Annotated in this window: 19 protein-coding genes and 2 pseudogenes; 9 read left to right on the forward strand and 12 right to left on the reverse strand. The window is 53.4% G+C overall.

The window, feature by feature from the left end; all coding sequences use genetic code 11:
• Positions 1-35: 35 nt before the first annotated feature.
• Positions 36-282 (reverse strand): annotated as a pseudogene (locus tag J4617_RS22950) (IS4 family transposase); the annotation flags it as partial.
• A gap of 101 nt (positions 283-383) precedes the next feature.
• Entirely contained in the window at positions 384-767 is a 384-nt protein-coding gene (bssR, locus tag J4617_RS06950) for a biofilm formation regulator BssR (RefSeq protein ID WP_000259651.1), read from the reverse strand.
• A 230-nt stretch (positions 768-997) separates the two neighbouring features.
• On the opposite strand from bssR, the gene rimO reads away from it, so the two are divergent.
• The gene (rimO, locus tag J4617_RS06955) at positions 998-2,323 is read left to right on the forward strand and encodes a 30S ribosomal protein S12 methylthiotransferase RimO (RefSeq protein WP_000073314.1); all 1,326 of its coding nucleotides are present in this window, start codon (positions 998-1,000) and stop codon (positions 2,321-2,323) included.
• Between the two features lie 90 nt (positions 2,324-2,413).
• Here rimO and gsiD read toward each other — a convergent pair whose 3' ends face one another.
• From gsiD to iaaA, 5 genes are read right to left on the reverse strand one after another with little or no spacing between them, the layout of a single operon-like run.
• The gene (gene gsiD / locus J4617_RS06960; protein WP_001236024.1) at positions 2,414-3,325 is read right to left on the reverse strand and encodes a glutathione ABC transporter permease GsiD; all 912 of its coding nucleotides are present in this window, start codon (positions 3,323-3,325) and stop codon (positions 2,414-2,416) included.
• A gap of 2 nt (positions 3,326-3,327) precedes the next feature.
• Complete coding sequence (gsiC, locus tag J4617_RS06965; protein ID WP_208290678.1) at positions 3,328-4,248, reverse strand: glutathione ABC transporter permease GsiC; 921 nt, start codon at positions 4,246-4,248, stop codon at positions 3,328-3,330.
• Between the two features lie 60 nt (positions 4,249-4,308).
• Entirely contained in the window at positions 4,309-5,847 is a 1,539-nt protein-coding gene (gene gsiB, locus J4617_RS06970; protein ID WP_000191440.1) for a glutathione ABC transporter substrate-binding protein GsiB, read from the reverse strand.
• Between the two features lie 32 nt (positions 5,848-5,879).
• Positions 5,880-7,751, reverse strand: coding sequence for a glutathione ABC transporter ATP-binding protein GsiA (gene gsiA / locus J4617_RS06975; protein ID WP_208290679.1), 1,872 nt, complete (start codon positions 7,749-7,751; stop codon positions 5,880-5,882).
• Between the two features lie 10 nt (positions 7,752-7,761).
• The gene (gene iaaA, locus J4617_RS06980; protein WP_001030503.1) at positions 7,762-8,703 is read right to left on the reverse strand and encodes a beta-aspartyl-peptidase; all 942 of its coding nucleotides are present in this window, start codon (positions 8,701-8,703) and stop codon (positions 7,762-7,764) included.
• Between the two features lie 202 nt (positions 8,704-8,905).
• Here iaaA and moeA point away from each other — a divergent pair, with 202 nt between their 5' ends.
• From moeA to J4617_RS07000, 4 genes are all read left to right on the forward strand, one after another.
• Positions 8,906-10,141 (forward strand): molybdopterin molybdotransferase MoeA, encoded by a 1,236-nt coding sequence (moeA, locus tag J4617_RS06985; protein WP_017465718.1) that lies wholly within the window; start codon positions 8,906-8,908, stop codon positions 10,139-10,141.
• Complete coding sequence (moeB, locus tag J4617_RS06990) at positions 10,141-10,890, forward strand: molybdopterin-synthase adenylyltransferase MoeB (protein WP_000829278.1); 750 nt, start codon at positions 10,141-10,143, stop codon at positions 10,888-10,890. The genes moeA and moeB overlap by 1 nt, the downstream gene beginning before the upstream one ends.
• Before the next feature lie 277 nt (positions 10,891-11,167).
• Positions 11,168-12,067, forward strand: coding sequence for a glycyl-radical enzyme activating protein (locus J4617_RS06995; RefSeq protein WP_017465719.1), 900 nt, complete (start codon positions 11,168-11,170; stop codon positions 12,065-12,067).
• A gap of 5 nt (positions 12,068-12,072) precedes the next feature.
• On the forward strand, positions 12,073-14,505 hold the full coding sequence (locus J4617_RS07000) for a glycyl radical protein (protein ID WP_000192655.1): 2,433 nt from the start codon (positions 12,073-12,075) through the stop codon (positions 14,503-14,505).
• 77 nt (positions 14,506-14,582) lie between these two features.
• Here J4617_RS07000 and J4617_RS07005 read toward each other — a convergent pair whose 3' ends face one another.
• Positions 14,583-15,392 (reverse strand): Cof-type HAD-IIB family hydrolase, encoded by an 810-nt coding sequence (locus J4617_RS07005; RefSeq protein WP_000217910.1) that lies wholly within the window; start codon positions 15,390-15,392, stop codon positions 14,583-14,585.
• A 261-nt stretch (positions 15,393-15,653) separates the two neighbouring features.
• Here J4617_RS07005 and J4617_RS07010 point away from each other — a divergent pair, with 261 nt between their 5' ends.
• On the forward strand, positions 15,654-16,919 hold the full coding sequence (locus J4617_RS07010; protein WP_017465720.1) for a DUF1479 domain-containing protein: 1,266 nt from the start codon (positions 15,654-15,656) through the stop codon (positions 16,917-16,919).
• Positions 16,920-17,114: 195 nt separating this feature from the next.
• Positions 17,115-17,846, forward strand: a pseudogene (locus J4617_RS07015) (Cof-type HAD-IIB family hydrolase); the annotation flags it as partial.
• 28 nt (positions 17,847-17,874) lie between these two features.
• Here the strand turns inward: J4617_RS07015 and J4617_RS07020 are convergent.
• Positions 17,875-18,618: a DUF4261 domain-containing protein gene (locus J4617_RS07020; protein ID WP_077907193.1), complete on the reverse strand. Its 744-nt coding sequence runs from the start codon at positions 18,616-18,618 to the stop codon at positions 17,875-17,877.
• Positions 18,619-19,226: 608 nt separating this feature from the next.
• On the reverse strand, positions 19,227-20,819 hold the full coding sequence (locus tag J4617_RS07025; RefSeq protein ID WP_000961479.1) for an ABC-F family ATPase: 1,593 nt from the start codon (positions 20,817-20,819) through the stop codon (positions 19,227-19,229).
• A 218-nt stretch (positions 20,820-21,037) separates the two neighbouring features.
• Here J4617_RS07025 and ldtB point away from each other — a divergent pair, with 218 nt between their 5' ends.
• On the forward strand, positions 21,038-21,958 hold the full coding sequence (gene ldtB / locus J4617_RS07030) for a L,D-transpeptidase (protein WP_017465723.1): 921 nt from the start codon (positions 21,038-21,040) through the stop codon (positions 21,956-21,958).
• 43 nt (positions 21,959-22,001) lie between these two features.
• On the opposite strand, the gene J4617_RS07035 is transcribed toward ldtB, so the two are convergent.
• Complete coding sequence (locus J4617_RS07035) at positions 22,002-23,114, reverse strand: anion transporter (protein ID WP_017465724.1); 1,113 nt, start codon at positions 23,112-23,114, stop codon at positions 22,002-22,004.
• Complete coding sequence (gene mntR, locus J4617_RS07040) at positions 23,111-23,584, reverse strand: manganese-binding transcriptional regulator MntR (protein WP_000533542.1); 474 nt, start codon at positions 23,582-23,584, stop codon at positions 23,111-23,113. The genes J4617_RS07035 and mntR overlap by 4 nt, the downstream gene beginning before the upstream one ends.
• Positions 23,585-23,769: 185 nt before the next feature.
• Between mntR and mntS the strand changes: the two genes are divergently transcribed.
• A complete protein-coding gene (gene mntS, locus J4617_RS07045; protein WP_001001755.1) occupies positions 23,770-23,898 on the forward strand; it encodes a manganase accumulation protein MntS in 129 nt (42 codons plus the stop codon).
• The last annotated feature ends 226 nt before the right edge of the window (positions 23,899-24,124 follow it).

Genomic DNA, 24,124 nt, shown 5'->3' on the forward strand with positions numbered 1-24,124 from the left:
ATGACAACCCGGGTCATTCCCTCCGTGATTTTTTAGTAACACGCTGAAAAAGTATCTGAAACTTCATTCTGCAAGTGAGACTTTCCCCGAAGTCGATCGATACGTTTTGTCTTGTGCCTGACCGATGCTACTCCTGACAAATCACGCCCAATACTGAATAAGTGTAAGAGATGCACTGTTAATCACTACACTGGTAGCCTCAATCAGAGATTGACGGCGGTAAAGGTGCAAAGGCTCCAGTATATTTTTAAAGGATTTTTGGCATAATGAACGAGCAGGCATAGTGATGATTTCCTTGAAAGTGTTAGCGCAATCAATTAGATCACATAACACTATGCCTGTCTTGGTTTGCTGGGGATTCCTCAGGAGTCGCCTCCCCTTGTTCAGACCTGTGTAAGCGGTGAATGTGCTTTCAGACTCTGAATACTCAGCGTCAAAGTTGTCAGACAGTTTTCAAGTTTATCTGCGTTGACGGCAATAAAGGTCGGACAATCATGGTGTCCGCTCATTAAACAAACGGCGGCGGCTGCAAGCGCGCCTTCGGCACGGCGCAGCGCGTTCCACTCTTCCTGATCGAGATGCAGTCCCTGCCGTAAAGCGTGATCGTGGAGCTCGCGATTCAGTTCAAAAAAATTGTCACGCAGAGTGTCACTTTCGCTGACTGACATATACCCCTTCGCTTTTCGCAATTGCAGATAAGCGGCAAGATCGATACGCGCGTTTATCAGCTTGTTGAGAAGATCGGTTCTCAGTCTGTCAACGACCATACCTTTTTTCCTCCTCTTTTCTACCAGGGTTCAACTTAATAGTATGGTCGTTTTTTAGACAAAGGGGTGTCAGAGATCAAGAATTTTCTTAGAATTGCCCTTTTTCACCTTTTGCTGATAACCACAACGGTTGATGCCGCCGCTCCCGATGAGATTGCGATACAATTTTTGTTCGGATATCTGTAGAATCCCTGCCCTGACCATTCCAATAAATGAACACTTTTTAAGCTATGAGTAATGTAACCCACCAGCCAAAGATCGGCTTCGTTTCCCTGGGCTGTCCGAAAAACCTCGTTGATTCGGAACGAATCCTGACTGAGCTTCGTACCGAAGGCTATGACGTTGTGCCACGCTATGACGATGCGGATATGGTTATCGTTAATACCTGTGGCTTTATTGACAGCGCGGTACAAGAGTCACTGGAAGCCATTGGCGAAGCGCTGAACGAAAACGGTAAGGTAATCGTCACCGGCTGCCTGGGCGCAAAAGAAGATCAGATCCGCGAAGTGCATCCGAAAGTACTGGAAATCACCGGGCCGCATAGCTATGAGCAAGTTCTGCAGCACGTACATCATTACGTACCGAAGCCGAAGCACAATCCATTTTTAAGCCTCGTACCAGAACAGGGTGTAAAACTGACGCCGCGCCATTATGCGTATCTGAAAATTTCTGAAGGCTGTAATCACCGCTGCACGTTCTGCATCATCCCGTCGATGCGCGGGGATCTGGTCAGCCGTCCGATTGGCGACGTATTAAGCGAAGCGAAACGTCTGGTTGATGCCGGGGTCAAAGAGATTCTGGTGATTTCGCAAGATACCTCCGCCTACGGCGTAGATGTGAAGCACCGCACCGGATTCCATAATGGCGAACCGGTGAAAACCAGTATGGTGAGCCTGTGCGAACAGTTATCAAAACTGGGCGTCTGGACACGTCTGCACTACGTCTACCCCTACCCACACGTTGATGATGTGATTCCGCTAATGGCGGAAGGCAAAATCCTGCCTTATCTGGACATTCCGCTGCAACATGCCAGCCCGCGGATTCTTAAACTGATGAAACGTCCCGGTTCCGTTGACCGCCAGCTGGCGCGCATTAAGCAGTGGCGCGAAATCTGCCCGGAACTGACCCTACGCTCCACCTTTATTGTCGGCTTCCCCGGCGAAACGGAAGAAGACTTCCAGATGCTGCTCGACTTCCTGAAAGAGGCGCGCCTCGATCGTGTAGGCTGCTTCAAGTACAGCCCGGTGGAAGGCGCAGGCGCGAATGACCTGCCGGATCAGGTGCCGGAAGAGGTGAAAGAAGAGCGCTGGAACCGCTTTATGCAACTGCAACAGCAAATCTCCGCTGAGCGCTTGCAGGAAAAAGTGGGCCGCGAAATTCTGGTGATCGTCGATGAGGTTGACGAAGAAGGCGCTATCGGGCGTAGCATGGCGGATGCGCCGGAAATTGACGGCGCGGTCTATTTGAACGGCGAAACCAACGTCAAGCCGGGCGATATCGTGCGCGTGAAAGTGGAAAACGCCGACGAATATGATTTGTGGGGCAGTCGGGTTTAACGCCACCTCCCCCGGCGCGGGTGCCGGATGTGTTATCCCGCCTGACGAGCCCGTTCCAGGCCCGCCAGGCGTCAACGCCACCGGGCTGGCTTACCCCTTAATCTTCGGGTCCAGCGCATCGCGCAACCCGTCGCCTAACAGGTTAAACGCCAGCACAGTCAGGAAAATCGCCACCGCCGGGAAGAGCGCTACGTGCGGCGCGATGACCATATCCGCCCGCGCTTCATTGAGCATCGCTCCCCACTCCGGCGTTGGCGGCTGCGCGCCTAATCCGAGAAATGACAGGCTTGCCGCGGAAATAATTGACGTACCGATACGCATCGTAAAGAAAACCACAATTGACGAGACCGTTCCCGGCAATATATGGCTAAACAAAATCGTCGTGTCGCTGGCGCCGATACTGCGGGCAGACTCAATAAACGTCTGCTGTTTTAAGACCAGGGTATTTCCGCGCACCAGACGAGCAAACGCCGGAATAGAGAAAATCGCCACCGCAACGATCACATTAGCAATACCGCTGCCTAACACCGCCACAACGGCAATCGCCAGCAAAATGCCGGGGAAGGCGAACAGCACATCGCAAATGCGCATAATAAAACGATCCCACCAGCCTTCATAATATCCCGCCAGCAATCCCAACACCGTACCGATTATCGCGCCGATAAATACCGCGAACACGCCCGCCGCCAGTGAGATCTGCGCCCCAACGAGAACCCGGCTAAAGATGTCTCTTCCCAGCGAGTCAACGCCAAACCAGTGCTGCAAAGAGGGGCCATTGTTCAGGCTATCGTAGTCAAAATAGTTTTCCGCATCGTAGGGCGTCAGCCAACGGGCAAAAATCGCCACCAGAATTAACGCCAGTACGAATCCCCCGGCGACCAACGCGACATGCTGGCGGCGAAAACGACGCCAGAACTCCCGCCACGGCGTGCGTATCTGGTCGGGTTTTACCACCGGCATAGCATGTAAAATCGCCTGACGGCGCCAGTTAAATAATCGCATCCTTACTTATACCTGATAGCCGGATTAATGGCGGCATAGAGAACATCCACCACTAAGTTGATAAGAATAAATTCCAGAGAAAACAGCAGCACTTCTGCCTGAATCACGGGGTAGTCGCGCATGTCGACGGAGTCGACCAGTAATCGCCCAAGCCCCGGCCAGTTAAACACTTTTTCAACGACGATCGAGCCGCCAAGCAAAAAGCCAAATTGCAGTCCCATCATGGTGACGACCGGGATCATTGCATTGCGCAGGCCATGTTTTAACACCACCCACGTTTCACTGACGCCTTTCGCCCGCGCGGTCCTCATGTAATCCTCGCTCAGGACATCGACAAACGAGGAGCGCGTAAAACGCGCCATGACGGATGCCACCGCCGCGCCAAGCGTCAGGGAGGGTAAAATATAATGTTGCCAGCTATCCGCCCCCACGGTCGGTAGCCAGCCCAGATCCACGGAAAAAATCTGCATTAACAACATTCCCAGCGCAAAAGCCGGAAAAGAAATGCCGGTCACGGCAAGCGTCATTCCTAACCGGTCAGGCCAGCGATTACGCCACACGGCGGCGGCGATGCCGATCGCCATGCCAAACAGCACCGCCCATATCATACTGGTTATCGTCAGCCACAGCGTCGGCAAAAAGCGGCTGGCGAGCTCCTCAGAAACCGGGCGGCGGGAAACCATTGACGTCCCGAAATCGCCTTGTAAAACATGGGTGATGTAATGCCAAAACTGGACATGAAGCGGCTGATCAAGCCCCAGCTGCTGACGAACCAGCGCGATCACCTGCGCGTCGGCTTCCGGTCCGGCTATCAGCCGCGCCGGGTCGCCGGGCAACAAATGAACAAATAAAAACACCAGCACTGCCACAATCAACAGCGTAGGAATTAATCCCAGCAGGCGCTTGAGAACATAGTTAAGCATCACACGAACCTTTTACCGGATGGCGGACAACGCGCGCGCCATCCAGCCCCATCGCATTACTTACTTCAAATCCGCATCGTCAAAGCTGAAACCGGTATCCGGCATAATCCAGAAACCGGTCAAATTTTTACTGTGCGCAGAAACCAATTTCTCCACCACCAACGGTATCCAGGGCGACTCTTTCCAGATAATATCCTGCGCCTCTTTGTACAATCGTGTTTTCTCCTGCGGATCGTTGGTCTTTAAGGCCGCCGCCAAATCGCTGTCGACCTGCTTGTTGCTGTAAAAAGCGGTATTAAACTGCGTCGGCGGCCAGTTTTGTGATGCGAAGAGCGGCGATAACGCCCAGTCAGCTTCGCCCGTCGACGCCGACCAGCCTGTATAGAACATTCGCACGCCGCTCTCTTTTTGCCCTTTGCCCTCGACTTCCGCGGCGCGCTGGCCGGCGTCCATCGCGGTTATCCGGGCTTTAACGCCAATCTGCGCCAGTTGCTGTTGGGTAAACTGCAACACTTTTTGCGCGGTGCTATGGTTGTGCGATGACCACAGCGTGGTACTGAAACCGTCTGGATACCCCGCCTCTTTCAACAGTTCGCGCGCTTTAGCCGGATCATAGGGCCACGGCTGATAGCTTTGCGCATAGGCTATCGACGGCGGCACCACGCCCGTCGCCGGCGTGGCGTATCCGGCAAACGCCACTTTAACCAGCGCCTGACGATTGATAGCGTAATTCAACGCCTCACGCACCTTAGGATTATCAAACGGCTTCTGCGTCACATTCATACTGATATAACGCTGCATAATGGACGGGCTGGCGACCAGTTCGAGGTTTTTATTTTTCGCCAGTAACGCGGCCTGCTCATAAGGGATAGGAAAAGCAAATTGCGCTTCGCCGGTTTGCAGCATCGCCGCGCGGGTATTGTTGTCAGTAACCGGACGCCAGGTAATAGAATCCAGCTTGGGTAAGCCCTGCTGCCAGTAACCGGCGAACTTTTTCACTTTGACAAAGTCGGTCTGATTCCAGGTTTCAAGCTGGTATGGACCGGTACCGACCGGATGAAAACCAATATCCTTGCCATATTTTTCCAGCGCTTGCGGCGAGATCATCGCCGTCGCCGGGTGCGCCAGAATATTAATGAAAGCGGAGAACGGCTGTTTCAGGGTAATTTTTACCGTTGCCGGATCGACAACCTCCGTTTTTGCGATATTTTTATACAGGTTATAACGCTTGAGGTGGTTATCCGGATTGCTGGCGCGATCGAGATTCGCTTTTACCGCCGCCGCATCAAAATCCGCGCCGTCCTGAAATTTCACCCCCTGTCGTAGGGTAATGGTGTAGGTCAGACCGTCATCAGAAACGGTATAGCCTTTCGCCAGGACGTTTTTTACCTTCATGTCTTTATCCAGGCCAAACAGCCCCTGATAAAATGACTTCGCCACCGCCTGCGAGAGTGTATCGTTGGCGTCATACGGATCGAGCGTGGTGAAATTAGACCCTACCGCCACCACCACATCTTTGGCCGCCAGGGCCGGAAAAGCCGCAATGGATGAGGCCAGTCCCAGCGCCGCCAGCCATTTATGCGTAATAAATTGCGTCATGTTGTTCTCCTGAAACCCTGCCTGTCTGAATGTTATAAGCGCGAGAGCGCATTATCCTGCAGCGGCCGCGCAACATAATGTCCCGGCCCGACCAACTGTAATGAAACGGCGGGCGTCTCTTCGCCACGTTTATGAATATTGCTGGGTATATCATCTGATAGCAGAACGCGCCGCGGCCGGTGTCTGGAGGGATCGGCAACCGGCACCGCCGCCATCAATTTACGCGTATAAGGATGCTGCGGATTTTCAAAAACGGCGCGCCGCGGCCCCATCTCAACAATTTGACCAAGATACATCACCGCCACGCGATGGCTAATTCGCTCCACGACCGCCATATCATGCGAAATAAACAGGTAGGCGATCCCCATTTCCCGTTGTAAATCGAGCAGTAAATTAATGATCTGCCCGCGAACGGAAACATCCAGCGCGGAGACTGCCTCATCGGCAATAATCACTTTAGGATTCAATGCCAGCGCGCGAGCTATGCAGATGCGCTGACGTTGACCGCCGGAAAACTCATGCGGATAACGCCAGGCATGTTCAGGACGTAATCCGACACGCTCAAGCAACCAGGCCACGCACTTTGCCGCAGCGTCCCCCTGCCCCAGGCCATGAATCCGTAAAGGTTCCATAATGGAATACCCCACGGTCTGGCGCGGGTCGAGCGAGGCGTAAGGGTCCTGGAAAACGCATTGAATATCGCGGCGCAACGGCTGGAGTTTGCCCGCAGACAGCGAGTCAATGCGCTGGCCGTTAAAGATAATCTCCCCCTGCCGGGATTCAACCAACCGCAGCAACGCGCGTCCGGTCGTCGATTTTCCGCTACCGGACTCGCCCACCAGCGATAACGTTTCGCCGGGCCAGAGATCGAAACTGATATTCTCAACGGCATGAACTTCACGCGTAACGCGGTTAAAGAGACCGCTACGCAGCGGGAATCGCGTCACCAGCCCCCGAACCTGGAGAATAGGTTCGCCTTCCACCACCGTGTCTTGCTCAATCTGCGATTCATAAAGGGCCGGTTCGTCAGCGGAAATCAACGGGAAACGGCGTGGCAGCGAGTGGCCTCGCATCGCGCCAAGCTGAGGGACGGCGGCCAGTAACGTTTGGGTATAAGGATGCGTCGGCGCGTGGAAAATCTGCTCTACGCTGCCGGTTTCCACGGCCTCGCCCTGATACATCACCAGCACGCGATCGGCAATATCCGCCACGACGCCCATGTCGTGGGTGATAAAAATCACGCCCATCGACATCTCTTGCTGCAACACTTTGATAAGTTGCAGAATTTGCGCCTGGATAGTGACATCCAGCGCCGTGGTGGGTTCATCGGCAATCAATACCGCCGGACGGCAGGATAGCGCCATCGCGATCATGACCCGCTGGCGCATCCCGCCGGAAAGCTGATGCGGATAACGCGATAAAATCGCCTGCGACTCCGGGATCCGTACCTGATCGAGCATACGTTTCGCTTCCGCCAGCGCCTCTTCGTGACTGGCGCCCTGATGCAAACGAATAGATTCGGCAATTTGCTCGCCAACGGTAAATACCGGGTTGAGCGAGGTCATTGGCTCCTGGAAAATCATGGCGATATCCGCGCCGCGCACACGCCGCATCTGCGCGTCACTCTGCTCAGACAGCTCAATCACCTGGCGATTACGCCGACGCAACAGCATTTCGCCGCAGCGCACGTTCGCGCCCGACTGCTCAATCAGCCGCATTAACGCCAGCGCCGTCACCGATTTTCCCGATCCCGACTCGCCGACAATCGCCAGAGTCTCTCCACGCTTCAGGCGTAATGACACATTACGCACGGCGTCTACCTGTTGCCCTTCGTGGTGAAACGCGATATTCAGGCCACTGACGGACAGAACATCGCGGCTATCCAGTTCATCGCTGTGCGGCACCTGCGGCTCCTTATTCCCGGTAAATTCCTGTGGTCGGCGTATCCCCGGCATATCCCCAGGCGCGATACATCCCTTCGCTGTTAAACGGCAACGCGACATTACCTTCGTGATCAACGGCGATTAATCCACCGCTGCCGCCCAGCGCCGGTAATTTTTCCATCACCACGCGCTCACAGGCGTCGGCAAGGCTGAGTCCGCCATATTCCATCAATGCGGCGATATCGTAAGCCGCGAGCGTGCGAATAAAGACCTCTCCCGTTCCGGTACAGGAAACGGCGACGCTGGCGTTGTTGGCATAACACCCGGCGCCGACCAGCGGGCTGTCGCCGACGCGCCCGGGCAATTTATTGGTCATCCCGCCGGTAGACGTTGCCGCCGCCAGATTGCCGAATTTATCCCGCGCCACCGCGCCGACTGTACCCATTTTTTTCGTTTCGTCCAGCGGCGCGCCGCTGTGATCGAGCGCCATTTCACCCGCCGCACGCGCCGCCAGCAATTGCTCGTAACGCGCCGGGGTGGAAAAGATATCCGGCGAAACGCGCGCCATCCCCTGTGAAAAGGCAAAGTTTTCCGCCCCTTCCCCCACCATGAGTACATGCGGGCTGCGCTCCATCACCAGCCTGGCAGCGAGCACAGGATGGCGAACATGACTCACGCCCGCGACGGCTCCGGCTTTCAGGGTATTGCCGTCCATCACGCAGGCATCCAGTTCATGAGTCCCGTCTCGGGTATAGACCGCGCCGATACCCGCATTGAAGAGCGGACACGCTTCCAGCAGGCGCACCGCTTCCGTCACTACATCAAGCGCGCTGTCACCCGCTTCCAGCATCTTTTGCCCGCTTTCAACAATCTCTGACAACGCCTGGATATAGCGTAGCTCCTGCTCATGGCTCATTTGCGCGCGAGCAATCGCGCCTGCGCCGCCGTGAATCGCAATCACTGCTTTATTCATTTTTAGGGTCCATTACGGTGGCACACAACTTTTACTATAACTATCAGAATTGTTGTGAGTTATTCATTCGATTTTTGAATATAGAAAGATGCGTAAGGTATGTAAAGGCGCAAGGCCGTCTCTAAGACCGAGGTAGCATACTGCCCGCCACTGTTTTCTGACATAATAGCCGGATTCGATTTTGCCTCGCAGGAGTATGTTCATGGAATTTTCCGCCGGATTGATGCCGCTTGAAACGGCGCTGACCCAGATGCTTTCACGTATTACCCCTCTCACCGCCGTAGAAACGTTGCCGCTGGTGAACTGCTTTGGCCGCATCCTGGCGACCGATATCGTATCTCCCCTCGATGTTCCCGGCTTTGATAATTCAGCTATGGATGGTTATGCGGTACGTGTGGCGGATTTGTCCGCCGATAAGCCGCTGCCCGTCGCCGGCAAAGCATTTGCCGGTCAGCCCTACCAGGGAGAGTGGCCTGCGGGAACCTGCATTCGCATTATGACCGGCGCCCCGGTACCGGCAGGTTGCGAGGCGGTCGTCATGCAAGAGCAGACGGAACAAACCGATGACGGCGTGCGTTTTACCGCCGATGTTCGTTGCGGACAAAACATCCGCCGCCGCGGCGAGGATATTCGCCAGGATGCGGTGGTCTTTCCGGCCGGTACGCGCCTGACTACTGCCGAACTGCCAGTGCTGGCGTCGCTGGGAATTGCCGATGCACAGGTTGTACGTAAAGTGCGCGTAGCGCTGTTCTCGACCGGCGACGAGCTCCAGCTTCCGGGCCAGCCGCTGGAGGCGGGACAAATTTATGACACTAACCGTCTAACTATACATTTGATGCTGCAACAGCTTGGCTGCGAAGTGATCAATTTAGGCATTATTCCTGACGATCCCGGTAAGCTTCGCGCCGCGTTTGTCGACGCCGACAGCCAGGCCGATGTAGTGATAAGCTCCGGCGGCGTCTCGGTTGGTGAAGCGGACTATACCAAAACCATCCTTGAGGAGCTGGGCGAAATCGCCTTCTGGAAGCTGGCTATCAAGCCAGGCAAACCGTTTGCCTTCGGCAAGCTCAGTAATAGCTGGTTCTGTGGCCTGCCGGGGAATCCAGTCTCTGCGGCGCTCACGTTTTATCAACTGGTTCAGCCTTTACTGGCGAAGCTTGGCGGCAACACGGCAAGCGCTGTACCGCCGCGCCAGCGTGTACGCACAACATCTCGCCTGAAGAAAACGCCGGGGCGTCTCGATTTCCAGCGCGGCATTCTGCAACGTAGCGCCAACGGCGAACTGGAGGTCACGACCACCGGACACCAGGGCTCACATATTTTCAGCTCGTTTAGTCTGGGCAACTGCTTTATTGTGCTGGAGCGTGAACGCGGCAATGTTGAGCCGGGAGAATGGGTGGAAGTCGAGCCGTTTAATGCTCTGTTCGGAGGCCTGTAATGGCGGAACTTAGCGACCAGGAGATGCTGCGCTATAACCGACAAATTATTCTGCGCGGCTTCGATTTTGAAGGGCAGGAAGCGTTAAAAGATGCGCGGGTATTAGTGGTCGGGCTGGGCGGACTCGGCTGCGCGGCAACGCAGTATCTGGCCGGCGCTGGCGTCGGGCAACTGACGCTACTCGATTTTGATACCGTTTCCGTTTCCAATCTCCAGCGTCAAACCTTGCACAGCGACGCCACGGTCGGGCAGCCAAAGGTTGAGTCCGCCCGCGACGCGCTGGCGCGAATCAACCCGCATATTACCATTACGCCCGTTAACGCGCGGCTGGACGACGACGCTATGACCAGCCTGATTGCCGGGCATTCGCTGGTACTGGACTGTACTGATAACGTTAGCGTACGTAATCAACTTAACGCCGGGTGCTATACCGCGAAAGTGCCGCTAATCTCCGGCGCGGCAATTCGTATGGAAGGACAAGTTACCGTCTTTACGTATCGGGAAAACGAACCCTGTTACCGCTGCCTGAGCCGTCTGTTTGGCGAAAACGCTCTGACCTGCGTAGAGGCAGGGGTGATGGCGCCACTGATTGGCGTGATCGGTTCGCTACAGGCAATGGAGGCCATTAAGCTGCTGGCGCATTACGGTCAGCCTGCCAGCGGAAAAATCGTCATGTACGATGCGATGACCTGTCAGTTCCGCGAAATGAAGTTGATACGCAACCCCGGCTGTGAAGTCTGCGGACAGTAGCCACTTTACGGATAAACATACCGAAGCACGGTTTATGGCCGTGCTGTATCAACAGATAATTACTGTCATCAGACGCAAAGCCAGCTTACCCAAGCTCCGACTGACGATCGGCTCAAGCAGCGCGGCATCATCTTAAACGCCATACCACAACCTCAAACCGTGATGTTGTACCTCATTTAACGCCTCTTTGTCAGAACCTCTCCATTCGTTGACGCACATCAAGATAACTTTCATTCGAAAGTAATTTAATCTTTATATGAAATAAGAGAGGCCGTTTATGATCTTCAATATTCAGCGCTATTCTACCCACGATGGCCCCGGTATCCGTACCGTAGTATTTCTCAAAGGCTGTTCGTTGGGCTGTCGCTGGTGCCAGAACCCGGAAAGCCGCGCCCGCGCTCAGGATCTGTTATACGACGCGCGGCTGTGTCTTGAAGGATGCGACCTGTGCGCGCAAGCCGCGCCGGACGTCATTGAGCGCGCGCTAAACGGCCTGCTCATCCATCGCGAGAAACTGACCGACGCCCATTTTTCAGTCCTGGCGCATTGCTGCCCCACACAGGCGTTAACCGTGTGCGGCGAAATAAAAAGCGTGGATGAGATCATGGCGACGGTACTGCGCGATAAACCTTTTTACGATCGCAGCGGCGGCGGTCTTACGCTTTCTGGCGGCGAACCGTTTATGCAGCCGGAACTGGCGGCAGAGCTGTTTAAAGCCAGCCATGACGCCGGTATTCATACATCGGTTGAGACCTGTCTGCATGTTCCATGGAAATACATTGCGCCCTCACTGCCTTATATCGATCTGTTTCTGGCTGATTTGAAGCATGTCGCCGACGGGCCGTTTAAGCAGTGGACCGATGGCAGCGCCTCGCGGGTGCTGGAAAATCTCAGGAAACTCGCCGCCGCGGGCAAAAAAATGGTGATTCGCGTCCCGCTGATTCAGGGATTTAATGCCGATGAGGAGACCATTAAAGCCATTACCGACTTTGCCGCCGACGAACTGCACGTCGGGGAAATTCATTTTCTGCCCTACCACACGCTGGGCATCAATAAATACCACTTACTCAGTCAGCCCTATCATGCCCCGGATAAACCACTGGATGCGCCGGCGTTACTTGATTTTGCCCAGAAGTACGCCTGCCAAAAAGGTTTAACCGCGACCCTACGAGGATAATTATCATGACCCAACTGAAACTGGACACGCTCAGTGACCGCATTAAGGCGCACAAAACCGCGCTGGTACATATCGTGAAACCGCCGGTCTGTACCGAGCGCGCGCAGCATTATACCGAAATGTATCAGCAGCATCTGGATAAACCGATTCCGGTACGCCGTGCGCTGGCGCTGGCCCATCACCTGGCGGAACGCACTATCTGGATAAAACACGATGAACTGATCGTCGGCAACCAGGCAAGTGAAGTCCGGGCCGCGCCGATTTTCCCGGAATATACCGTCTCGTGGATTGAAAAAGAGATCGACGACCTGGCGGACCGGCCCGGCGCAGGTTTTTCCGTAAGTGAAGAAAACAAACGTATTCTGCACGACGTCTGTCCGTGGTGGCGCGGTCAAACCGTCCAGGATCGCTGCTACGGCATGTTTACCGATGAACAAAAAGGGCTTCTGGCGACTGGCATTATCAAAGCCGAAGGCAATATGACTTCCGGTGACGCGCACCTGGCGGTGAACTTCCCGCTGCTGCTGGAAAAAGGGCTTGATGGCCTGCGCGATAAAGTCGCCGAGCGCCGCTCACGCATCAACCTGACCGTGCTGGAAGATCTGCATGGCGAGCAGTTCCTGAAGGCGATTGATATAGTGCTGGACGCGGTAAGCCAGCATATCATGCGCTTTGCCGCGCTGGCGCGCCAGATGGCGGGCGAAGAGTCCCGTGAAAGCCGTCGTAAAGAGCTACTCACCATCGCGGAAAACTGCGAGGTGATCGCTCACGAACCGCCGCAGACCTTCTGGCAAGCACTGCAATTGTGCTACTTCATCCAACTGATTCTACAAATTGAGTCTAACGGTCACTCGGTGTCATTTGGTCGTATGGACCAGTATCTTTACCCCTATTATCGTCGCGATGTCGAACTAAACCAGACGCTGGATCGTGAGCACGCCATTGAACTGCTGCACAGCTGCTGGCTGAAACTGCTGGAAGTAAACAAGATCCGTTCCGGTTCGCACTCTAAAGCTTCCGCGGGCAGCCCGCTGTATCAAAACGTCACCATTGGCGGTCAGAATCTCATCAACGGTCAGCCAATGGACGCAGTGAATCCGCTGTCTTACGCCATTCTGGAGTCCTGCGGACGTCTGCGTTCTACCCAGCCCAACCTCAGTGTGCGTTATCACGCCGGAATGAGTAACGATTTCCTTGACGCCTGCGTCCAGGTCATCCGCTGCGGCTTTGGGATGCCGGCGTTTAACAATGATGAAATCGTCATCCCGGAATTTATCAAGTTGGGGATCGAACCGCAGGACGCTTACGATTACGCGGCGATCGGCTGTATCGAAACCGCCGTCGGCGGGAAATGGGGTTATCGCTGCACCGGCATGAGCTTTATTAACTTCGCCCGCGTCATGCTGGCGGCGCTGGAAGGCGGTCGCGACGCCACCAGCGGCAAGGTATTTCTGCCGCAGGAAAAGGCGCTCTCCGCAGGCAACTTTAACAATTTTGACGAAGTGATGGCCGCCTGGGATACCCAAATTCGCTACTACACGCGCAAATCGATCGAAATTGAGTATGTGGTCGACACCATGCTGGAAGAGAACGTCCACGATATTCTCTGCTCAGCGCTGGTAGATGACTGTATTGAGCGAGCGAAGAGTATCAAGCAAGGCGGCGCGAAATATGACTGGGTATCCGGTCTCCAGGTCGGTATCGCCAACCTGGGCAACAGCCTCGCCGCCGTGAAAAAACTGGTCTTCGAACAGGGCGTTATCGGTCAACAGCAGCTTGCCGCCGCGCTGGCCGATGACTTTGACGGGCTGACCCATGAGCAGCTGCGCCAGCGTCTGATTAACGGCGCGCCGAAGTACGGTAACGACGATGACAGTGTCGATACCCTGCTGGCGCGCGCTTATCAGACCTATATTGATGAGCTGAAGCAGTACCATAACCCGCGCTACGGTCGTGGCCCTGTGGGCGGCAACTATTACGCCGGTACGTCCTCTATCTCAGCCAACGTGCCGTTTGGCGCCGCGACTATGGCTACCCCGGATGGTCGCAAAGCGCATACACCGCTGGCGGAAGGCGCAAGCCCTGCATCAGGTACGGATCATCTCGGCCCGACGGCGGTGATTGGTTCCGTAGGCAAATTACCTACCGGTTCCATTCTCGGCGGCGTGCTGCTCAACCAGAAACTGAACCCAACGACGCTGGAAAACGAATCCGACAAACAGAAACTGATGGTTCTGCTACGGACGTTCTTTGAGGTGCATAAAGGCTGGCATATTCAGTATAACATCGTGTCACGCGAAACGCTGCTGGATGCGAAAAAACATCCGGACCAGTACCGCGATCTGGTCGTGCGTGTGGCAGGCTACTCCGCCTTCTTCACCGCGCTGTCGCCGGACGCGCAGGACGATATCATCGCCCGTACCGAACATATGCTGTAATTTGCCCTGGCGCCATCGGCAATATGTCCGAACTGCCTGATGGCGCTACGCTTAACAGGCCTACGCAGGCCTGTTAATCAGAAGGGATCGGTGCCGTCAAGCACGGCCTGAATGACGTTGAGCGCGCCTTGATGGTTATTATCATCAGTGTGATAACGTGAAAGCGCTTTGATATTGTCTGCGGCATTGCCCATGGCAAAAGAGTAATGCGCCATTTTCAACATTTCCGCATCATTACCGCTGTCGCCAATGGCGACGACATTCTGTGGCGACCTGTTCCAGCGCTTTAACAGACGACTGATGCCATTCGCTTTATGCAGTCCCGGGATAATCAGGTCGATAAAACCGAAGCCACTGGTGACGGGCTTCATGATGCCATCCAAAGATACGTGCAGTTTGTCGATAACCAGCGGAATTTGTTCATCGGGCAAATTCAGGGAGAACTTAAACAGGATATCGTCAATGTCGTGATAATCGTTTACCGGCTGCAGGCGGTGATAATGTTTGGCCATCAGCGCCACGAAAGTCTCGGGAGCGTTTTTGCTGACATAAGCGCTTTTCAGACCGCAGGCGACGAAGTTAAGCTGCTTATCCTTCAGCAGTTCGCCAATCACAATCCGCGATTCATGCCGGGTTAGCTCCCCGTGAAACAACTGCTTGCCATGTTCATACACCAGCGCGCCATTTTCTGCGACAAAGGAAATTTCGTCTTTCAGCTCGGGGAAGAAGGAGATCAACTGGTAGTACTGATTACCGCTGGCGACCACAAATTCGATATTACGTTTTTTCAGTTCCTGGTATTGCGCCATGAAGCGTACACGATCGTACTGCTTGGCATCGTCGAGAAAAGTGCCGTCCATATCTGTAACGACAACGTTAACGGTCATACTTAAGCTCCTGGCTGTAACTGCGACCAGAAACATTTTAATAACAATGTGAGCAGAACCACAAATTTATTTCGAATGAAAAGTGGCTGAACGAAAGGAATAGCCGCATAAGACATTAAGGCGTCCTGGCCACCTTACGTTTTCCTCTCGCTTCTCTCCTTGTGCGCTCCTGCAATATTTTAAACTTGCATTAACCTTATTTTAACTTAAAGTATCAGATGTAACTAACTTTACTTTCGAACGAAAGATGATGAGGTTGATATGACGACTCCTTTTACCCACGAAACGCTGCCCGCCGACCCAAAAGCGGCCATTCGTCAGATGAAGCAGGCGCTACGCGCGCAAATCGGCGACGTACAGGCGGTGTTCGACCGTTTGAGCGCCACCATAGCAGCCCGGGTGGCGGAAATTAACGATCTGAAGGCGCAGGGGCAGCCGGTATGGCCAATTATCCCTTTTAGCGAACTGGCGATGGGCAACATTAGCGATGCCACCCGCGCCGAGGTTAAGCGCCGCGGGTGCGCGGTGATTAAAGGTCATTTTCCACGCGAACAGGCGCTGGCATGGGACCAGTCGATGCTCGACTATCTGGACAAGAACCATTTTGACGAGGTGTATAAAGGACCGGGGGATAATTTTTTCGGTACGCTGAGCGCCTCCCGGCCTGAAATCTATCCTGTCTACTGGTCGCAGGCGCAAATGCAGGCCCGCCAAAGTGAAGAGATGGCGCTGGCGCAGTCGTTCCTCAACCGTCTATGGCAGGTAGAGCACGACGGCAAGCGATGGTTTAATCCGGATATCAGCATCATTTACCCGGATCGCATCCGCCGCCGCCCGCCGGGCACCACATCCAAAGGACTGGGGGCGCATACCGACTCCGGTGCGCTGGAGCGCTGGCTGCTGCCAGCCTATCAGCGGGTATTCGCCAGCGTGTTTAACGGCAACGTCGAGCAGTACGATCCGTGGAATGCGGCACACCGTACCGAAGTTGAAGAGTATACGGTGGATAACACCACCAAATGCTCGGTATTTCGCACCTTCCAGGGCTGGACCGCGCTCTCCGATATGCTGCCCGGTCAGGGGTTGCTTCATGTCGTCCCTATCCCGGAGGCGATGGCGTATATTCTGCTGCGCCCGCTGCTGGATGATGTCCCGGAAGATGAATTATGCGGCGTCGCGCCGGGCAGGGTGCTGCCGGTTTCTGAACAGTGGCATCCTTTACTGATGGCGGCGTTAACCAGCATTCCGCCGCTGGAAGCCGGGGATTCCGTATGGTGGCATTGCGATGTCATCCACTCCGTCGCCCCCGTCGAAAATCAGCAGGGCTGGGGCAATGTGATGTACATTCCTGCCGCGCCAATGTGTGAGAAGAATCTGGCCTATGCGCGTAAGGTGAAAGCGGCGCTGGAGACAGGCGCATCACCGGGCGATTTCCCGCGCGAGGACTATGAAACCACCTGGGAAGGGCGCTTCACGCTGCGCGATCTGAATATTCACGGCAAGCGGGCATTAGGTATGGACGTTTGACGGTCGTACCGCCCTTCCCGCTCACCTGCGGTGTGCCCTTTGTCTGGGCGCACCCGTCTTACCGAACCTACGCGCCAGGATACGTAGGCCCGGTAAGCACAGCGCCACCGGGCGTCAGTGTTTAGCTTTCAATCCCTTTACTACGCAGGTAATCGTCGTAGTTGCCGCTGAAGTCCACCACGCGCTCCGGCGTAATTTCAGGAACTGAAAAAGCGCGGCATTGAGTTCGTTGTCGCCAGCGGTAATCAGTATTACCAGCTTATTTCGTTCTTTCCTGAGCTAAAGGATGAGATCTCTTTTGTCGCGGAAAACGGCGCACTGGTTTACGAACATGGCAAGCAACTGTTCCACGGCGAACTGACCCGACATGAATCGCGGATTATTATTGGCGAGTTGCTGAAAGATAAGCAACTTAATTTTGTCGCCTGCGGTCTGCAAAGTGCATATGTCAGCGAAAATGCGCCAGAAGCATTCGTTACCCTGATGGCAAAACACTACCATCGCCTGAAACCCGTAAAAGATTATCAGGAGATTGATGACGTACTGTTCAAGTTTTCGCTCAACCTACCGGATGAACAAATCCCGTTAGTGATCGACAAACTACACGTTACGCTCGATGACATTATGAAGCCCGTCACAAGTGGTTTTGGCTTTATCGATCTGATTATTCCCGGCCTGCATAATAAAGCAAACGGTATTTCGCGGTTACTGAAACGCTGGGATCTGTCGCCACAAAATATGGTAGCGATTGGCGACAGCGGCAATGACGCAGAGATGCTTAAAATGGCGCATTATTCCTTTGCGATGGACAATGCCGCAGAAAACATTAAACAAATCGCCCGTTACGCTACCGATAATAATAAGCATGAAGGCGCACTGAATGTGATTCAGGCTATGCTGGAAAATAAAGTGCCGTTTACACTTTAACGAGAGTCGGGGCAATCGCCCCGATTTCTCAATGAGCATTACACTCATCTTCTTCAATCAGTTCAACCACTAATGTGGTTCCAGGCCCCTGTAAGTAATATTCATCGTCAAGGGGATCGCGCAGTTTCATAAATGTCGTTTTACCGACTTGCATGGTATGCCCGGCAGCCATTTCTGCTCCACTTTCAAGCAGGTAACGCAGAACATTATTGAAAATATCAGAATATTTTTGCCCTTCGTGATGACCTTGTGCGTGTGCTGCGAAATCTGGTAGTCCAAAGCAATCAGCACCATAGGTACGCATCCATACGCCTTCGATACCCTCAACTTCATATTTCACAAATCCACAAAATAGAGAGGTCAGCGGGAAACCTTCACGCAACATTTCCAGACTATGCTTACCCAACTCCTGAGACTTAAATACCCCCGCAGGTAATGAAGTGTGAGCCGATTCATTTAATACAGCGACAGCCCCCATGTTACTTAATGCACCTGCAACCACAGCCAACGCAACATATTGCTCTAAAGGTGAAGTATCATACCCCTTATAATATAAAATAATATTTGCACTGGTTGCCCGTACTTGCTCTTTTACTTCCTGGGGATAATGAGCTGGCGCGACGCATTGTTCGATTGATTCCTGAGGGTAAGGCGTTTTAAATCCAACCATCGATATTACATGTTTACCCCATCCTGCTAAACCAAAAAAATCCAGTTCAGGGACAAGTTCACACGTTGCCTGTTTCATACTGGAGTGATAATTACGCAACAAGCGGGTGAGTTCTTTTGAATTATTTTCCGGGAGAGTATCAAATACAACAACTAAACTTAGTGGGTTATCAATTTCAGCATTCGCTACTAAAACACCTTGTATATTAGATGAGTTTTTTTCTTTACGGCCAAAAAAGCGTTCCAAAATGCTCATATTTATTCCTTTTGTTGAACAATAAAGGAATATAAAATAGCACTTGAATTCTTATAAAGAAAATAACATTACAATATGTTTACCACAAAATATATTCGCAATTTTTATGATAGATCCTCTTCTTTCATTTAATTTTAAAATAGAATATTAAGAGCCTATCCCACCAGGCGTTATTGGCGCAGCCAGTTTGGACACGGACAGCGCGCAAAAACCGGAGCGTACACGTAGTACGTGAGGTTTGACTCGCTACGCTCGCCCTTCGGGCCGCCGCTAGCGGCGTTCAAAACGCTAACGCGTTTTGGCGAGCACTGCCCAGGTCCAAAATGGCAAGTAAAATAGCCCTAATGGGATAGGCTCTAAGAGTATATATAATTTTCACATTGCATTCGGAAAAAATAAAAATTACCTTGTTAACATTCTGTAACCCCGACGCTATCGGGGTTACAGACAATAACTTACTCGATCCCTTTACTACGCAAATAATCGTCGTAGTTGCCGCTGAAGTCCACCACGCGCTCCGGCGTAATTTCAATGACGCGGGTTGCCAGCGAGCTGACGAACTCACGGTCGTGCGAAACAAAGATCAGCGTGCCCTGATACAGTTCCAGCGCCATATTCAGCGATTCGATCGACTCCATATCCAGGTGGTTAGTCGGTTCGTCCATGATCAGGATATTCGGCTTTTGCATCATCAGTTTGCCGAACAGCATACGGCCCTTCTCGCCACCGGAGAGGACTTTCGCAGGCTTTTTGATATCATCCTGGCTAAATAGCAGGCGGCCCAGAATACTGCGCACTGCCTGCTCGTCGTCTCCTTCCTGCTTCCACTGACTCATCCATTCAAACACCGTCAGGTCATTTTCGAATTCATATTCGTGGTCCTGCGCGTAGTAACCAATACGCGCGTTTTCCGACCATTTAACGGTGCCGTGATCGGCGTCCAGATCGCCAACCAGCGTCTTCAGCAGCGTAGATTTACCCACGCCATTGGTGCCGAGTACCGCCAGCTTCTCGCCGACTTCGAGCAGCAAATTGACATTTTTAAACAGCGGACCGTTATCAAAACCTTTCGTCAACGCTTCCACTTCCAGAGCGTTACGGAACAGTTTTTTATCCTGCTCAAAACGGATGAACGGGTTCTGACGGCTGGAGGCTTTCACCTCTTCCAGCTTGATTTTATCAATCTGCCGCGCGCGCGACGTTGCCTGACGCGATTTAGAGGCATTGGCGCTAAAACGGCTAACAAAAGATTGCAGCTCGGCAATTTGCGCTTTTTTCTTCGCATTATCGGCCAACAGACGTTCACGCGCCTGGGTCGCCGCCGTCATATACTCATCATAGTTACCCGGATAGACGCGCAAGTCGCCGTAATCCAGATCCGCCATATGCGTACAAACCATGTTCAGGAAGTGACGGTCGTGCGAAATGATGATCATCGTGCTATCGCGCTCGTTCAGCACCTGCTCCAGCCAACGGATAGTATCAATATCCAGGTTGTTGGTCGGTTCGTCGAGCAACAGGATGTCCGGGTTAGAGAATAACGCCTGCGCCAGCAGCACACGCAATTTCCAGCCTGGCGCGACTTCACTCATCAGACCGTAATGCTGCTCCAGCGGGATGCCCACCCCCAACAGCAGTTCGCCCGCGCGCGCCTCAGCGGAATAACCGTCCATCTCGCCGTATTTTACTTCCAGATCGGCGACTTTATAGCCGTCTTCTTCGCTCATTTCCGGCAAAGCGTAGATACGGTCGCGCTCCTGCTTGACTTCCCACAGTTCGCCATGCCCCATAATGACAGTATCAAGTACGGTGAATGTTTCAAAAGCGAACTGGTCCTGACGCAGCTTACCGATGCGCTCATTCGGATCGAGGGAAACATTGCCCAGCGTCGGCTCCAGGTCGCCGCCGAGGATTTTCATAAAAGTGGACTTTCCGCTACCGTTGGCGCCGATCAGGCCGTAACGGTTGCCGCCGCCAAATTTGACGGAAATGTTTTCGAACAGCGGCTTACTGCCGAACTGCATGGTAACGTTGCTGGAAACTAACACAGGCTTATCCTGAAAAAAGATGTGACAAACCGCTTATTATGCCACAAGTCTGAAATAAGATCGCGCCCTGTACAAAGGGCTACACTGAACCGTAAGGGAAAAAAACGTGATTTCGTACACATCTGAATTCCCTGTTTACTGGAATGCACCTATAATGCGCTCCCAACATGACAGAATTCTCAACCTACTAGCCTGCTTGGCACAGAATCTCGCATAACATGAATATGAAATTAACAACGCTTTTCGCGGCGGCTTTCGCTGTAGTTGGTTTTTGTAAAACAGCCTCAGCAGTCACTTACCCGCTGCCTACCGATGGTAGCCGTTTAATTGGGCAAAATCAGGTCATCACCGTTCCTGAGGGCAATACCCAGCCGCTGGAGTATTTTGCCGCGGAGTATCAGATGGGGCTGTCCAACATGCTGGAAGCCAACCCGGGCGTGGATACCTTCCTGCCGAAGGGCGGTACCGTGCTGAATATTCCGCAGCAGCTGATCCTGCCGGATACCGTACACGAAGGCATTATCATCAATAGCGCGGAAATGCGCCTCTATTACTACCCGAAAGGCACAAACACCGTTATCGTCCTGCCGATTGGGATCGGTCAGTTAGGTAAAGACACGCCTATCAACTGGACGACCAAAGTTGAACGTAAAAAAGCCGGTCCGACCTGGACGCCTACGGCAAAAATGCACGCTGAATATCGCGCCGCCGGCGAGCCGTTGCCTGCGGTCGTGCCTGCGGGCCCGGATAACCCGATGGGCCTGTACGCGCTGTACATCGGTCGCCTGTATGCTATTCACGGCACCAACGCCAACTTCGGCATCGGGCTTCGCGTGAGCCACGGCTGCGTACGTCTGCGCAACGACGATATCAAATTCCTGTTTGAAAATGTGCCGGTCGGTACCCGCGTGCAGTTTATCGATGAACCGGTAAAAGCCACCACCGAGCCGGACGGTAGCCGTTACATTGAGGTGCATAACCCGCTGTCAACGACGGAAGCGCAGTTTGAAGGTAAGGAAGCGGTGCCGATCACGCTTAATAAGAGTATCCTGGCCGTCACCAACGAGCCTGACGTTGATCAGACCGTCGTACAACAGGCAGTTCAGGATCGTTCCGGGATGCCGGTTCGTATGAACTGACAGACTCTGCCTGCGAAGCCCGATAGACACTATCGGGCTTCTCTTACGGCATCAGTTGCAATAATCCATATCCCACCAGCGCCGCCCATGCCAGCATCGGCAGCGAATAGAAATGAAATCGCCACCAGATTCGGCGATCGTTCGCCATCCGTAAAGCAATAAGATTTGCCAGCGACCCCGGCAGCAGACCAAACCCGCCGATATTCACCGCCCACGCCAGCAGCGTCGAGGCCGGTACATAGTTCAGCAGGAGAATGGTACTGGGCACATTACTGATAACCTGCGACAGGCCGATAGCGGTTAGCCAAAGCCCCAGGTGAGACAGTGCGCCAACCTGGTTGAAAACGCCCTGCAACGCCGGCAATTGCGTTAGCAGATGGACATCAATAAACATCGCCATAAATACCAGCAGCAGCGTCCAGTCCACGCTGACTATCACCCTGCGCGCCAGCACAATAAACCCAGCCGCCACCAACACCAGTCCCCATAACTCTTGCCTGAGCTCCAGCGCGGTAAGAAAAACGACATATAATGCCAGGCAACTCCACACCAGACGGGGCTGCCACTGCGGCGAACGCGTACCGGTATGATACTGTAACGCCCTACCCGGAAAACAAAACCAGCACAGGAGCAGTAACGTCAGCATCATCATGACGGCAAGCGGCGCCATTTGCCCGCTAAATTCAGCAAAGGTTAAGCCGGAGCGTCCCCACAACAGAATATTTTGCGGATTACCGACAGGCGTCAGCAGCGAACCGGCGTTCACCGCCAACGCTTCAAAAATAATCAATCGGTTGACCGGAATCGCGCACAGTTTTTTCAACGTTATCGTCAGCGGCACAACGATAAACAGCGCGACATCGTTTGTCAGAAAGGTCGACAGCACCGCCGCAGCCAGCACCAGGAACATCGCCAGTTGCCGCTCGGTATGAAATCGGCGCGTCATCTTGCGTCCCAGCACATCAAAATAGCCGCTCAGCTCAACGCCTTTAGTGAGCAACATTAACCCACTGAGGGTAATAATGGTGTGCCAGTCAATCGCGCCAGGCCAGGCGCGGGGCGCAAAAGGAACAAACAGGCTTAACGCCATCCCCACAATGATCAACAACTGAAAAAAACGGTCACGCCGCAGCGCCCGTAAAAAGGCCAGACTCATTCTGCAGATGTTCCATGCTGTTGCGTGAAGGCCAAAAAGGCATCCAATGTCTCCTGGCTGACATGGTGTTCCATCCCTTCCGCATCACGACGCGCGATTTCCGGACTTACGCCTAATACCAGTAAAAAATTTTCGACAATTTGGTGCCGCTCGCGGCTTTCCTGCGCCAGCTTCTCCCCTTCCGGCGTCAGAAAAACGCCGCGCCAGGGGATCATTTGAATAAATCCTAACGATGCCAGGCGCTTAAGCATTTTGGCCACAGTTGGCTGGGAGACGCCGAGCCGAGCCGCCATATCCACCTGACGCGCTTCCCCTACCTCAATAATTAAATCGGAAATCAGCTCAACGTAATCGTCTATCAACTCACGGCGATGCGCCTCTCTGACCTGACGAAATCCTTCAACGTGTTCTTCTACGTTCACCAATTGCGTCACTTTTTTTGTTGTTGGCGTACCTGCGCGACGACCCATTTTGCTTCCTCGTTTCTGTGACGCGTTAACGCGTCAGCTGACAGAGCGCTCATTGTAAACCAGAGTTGTCCGGGCACAAAAAATTAACGTTTTAGCAATAGCTATAAAACATAGCCTGTGCTATATCTGTATGTAATGCAGACATCCCTCACGGATCGATGGGATAGAAACATCAGGAGGTTTATATGAACGAATTTAAGAGGTGTATACGCGTGTTCAGTCACTCTCCCTTTAAAGTCCGGTTAATGCTGCTCTCTATGTTGTGCGATATGATCAACGGCAAACCGGAGCAGGATAACCCTTCCACGAAATAACGCGGCGGTGCGGTACGCCGCTTTATTTTGCATCCTCAACGGAAATGGCGCCCATTTCCCCTGTTTTTTTGTGGTTTTGCTATTCTCTTCGCAAAACATTTTCTTTCCGGCGGTTGACCTTCTTACCCGCACGCTCTATCTTCTGGCAGCCCTGAATATTTTGCGACTCGCCGTTGCGAACCCAATACCTTTTTTACGCATAATCAGGCAGGTAATGACCCTTCGC

This window comes from Salmonella sp. 32010601201800023SM (genome assembly GCF_017572235.1).
GTDB lineage: Bacteria > Pseudomonadota > Gammaproteobacteria > Enterobacterales > Enterobacteriaceae > Salmonella > Salmonella enterica.

What these genes read in the sequence shown, in the direction of transcription:
- gsiC (WP_208290678.1), bottom strand. Translation starts at nt 4,248, where the DNA reads ATGCTTAACTATGTTCTCAAGCGCCTGCTGGGATTAATTCCTACGCTG.
- rimO (WP_000073314.1), top strand. Translation starts at nt 998, where the DNA reads ATGAGTAATGTAACCCACCAGCCAAAGATCGGCTTCGTTTCCCTGGGC.
- J4617_RS07035 (WP_017465724.1), bottom strand. Translation starts at nt 23,114, where the DNA reads ATGAGTCTGGCCTTTTTACGGGCGCTGCGGCGTGACCGTTTTTTTCAG.
- gsiD (WP_001236024.1), bottom strand. Translation starts at nt 3,325, where the DNA reads ATGCGATTATTTAACTGGCGCCGTCAGGCGATTTTACATGCTATGCCG.
- mntR (WP_000533542.1), bottom strand. Translation starts at nt 23,584, where the DNA reads ATGGGTCGTCGCGCAGGTACGCCAACAACAAAAAAAGTGACGCAATTG.
- ldtB (WP_017465723.1), top strand. Translation starts at nt 21,038, where the DNA reads ATGAATATGAAATTAACAACGCTTTTCGCGGCGGCTTTCGCTGTAGTT.
- J4617_RS07005 (WP_000217910.1), bottom strand. Translation starts at nt 15,392, where the DNA reads ATGACCGTTAACGTTGTCGTTACAGATATGGACGGCACTTTTCTCGAC.
- J4617_RS06995 (WP_017465719.1), top strand. Translation starts at nt 11,168, where the DNA reads ATGATCTTCAATATTCAGCGCTATTCTACCCACGATGGCCCCGGTATC.
- moeA (WP_017465718.1), top strand. Translation starts at nt 8,906, where the DNA reads ATGGAATTTTCCGCCGGATTGATGCCGCTTGAAACGGCGCTGACCCAG.
- J4617_RS07000 (WP_000192655.1), top strand. Translation starts at nt 12,073, where the DNA reads ATGACCCAACTGAAACTGGACACGCTCAGTGACCGCATTAAGGCGCAC.
- J4617_RS07010 (WP_017465720.1), top strand. Translation starts at nt 15,654, where the DNA reads ATGACGACTCCTTTTACCCACGAAACGCTGCCCGCCGACCCAAAAGCG.
- moeB (WP_000829278.1), top strand. Translation starts at nt 10,141, where the DNA reads ATGGCGGAACTTAGCGACCAGGAGATGCTGCGCTATAACCGACAAATT.
- iaaA (WP_001030503.1), bottom strand. Translation starts at nt 8,703, where the DNA reads ATGAATAAAGCAGTGATTGCGATTCACGGCGGCGCAGGCGCGATTGCT.
- gsiB (WP_000191440.1), bottom strand. Translation starts at nt 5,847, where the DNA reads ATGACGCAATTTATTACGCATAAATGGCTGGCGGCGCTGGGACTGGCC.
- bssR (WP_000259651.1), bottom strand. Translation starts at nt 767, where the DNA reads ATGGTCGTTGACAGACTGAGAACCGATCTTCTCAACAAGCTGATAAAC.
- mntS (WP_001001755.1), top strand. Translation starts at nt 23,770, where the DNA reads ATGAACGAATTTAAGAGGTGTATACGCGTGTTCAGTCACTCTCCCTTT.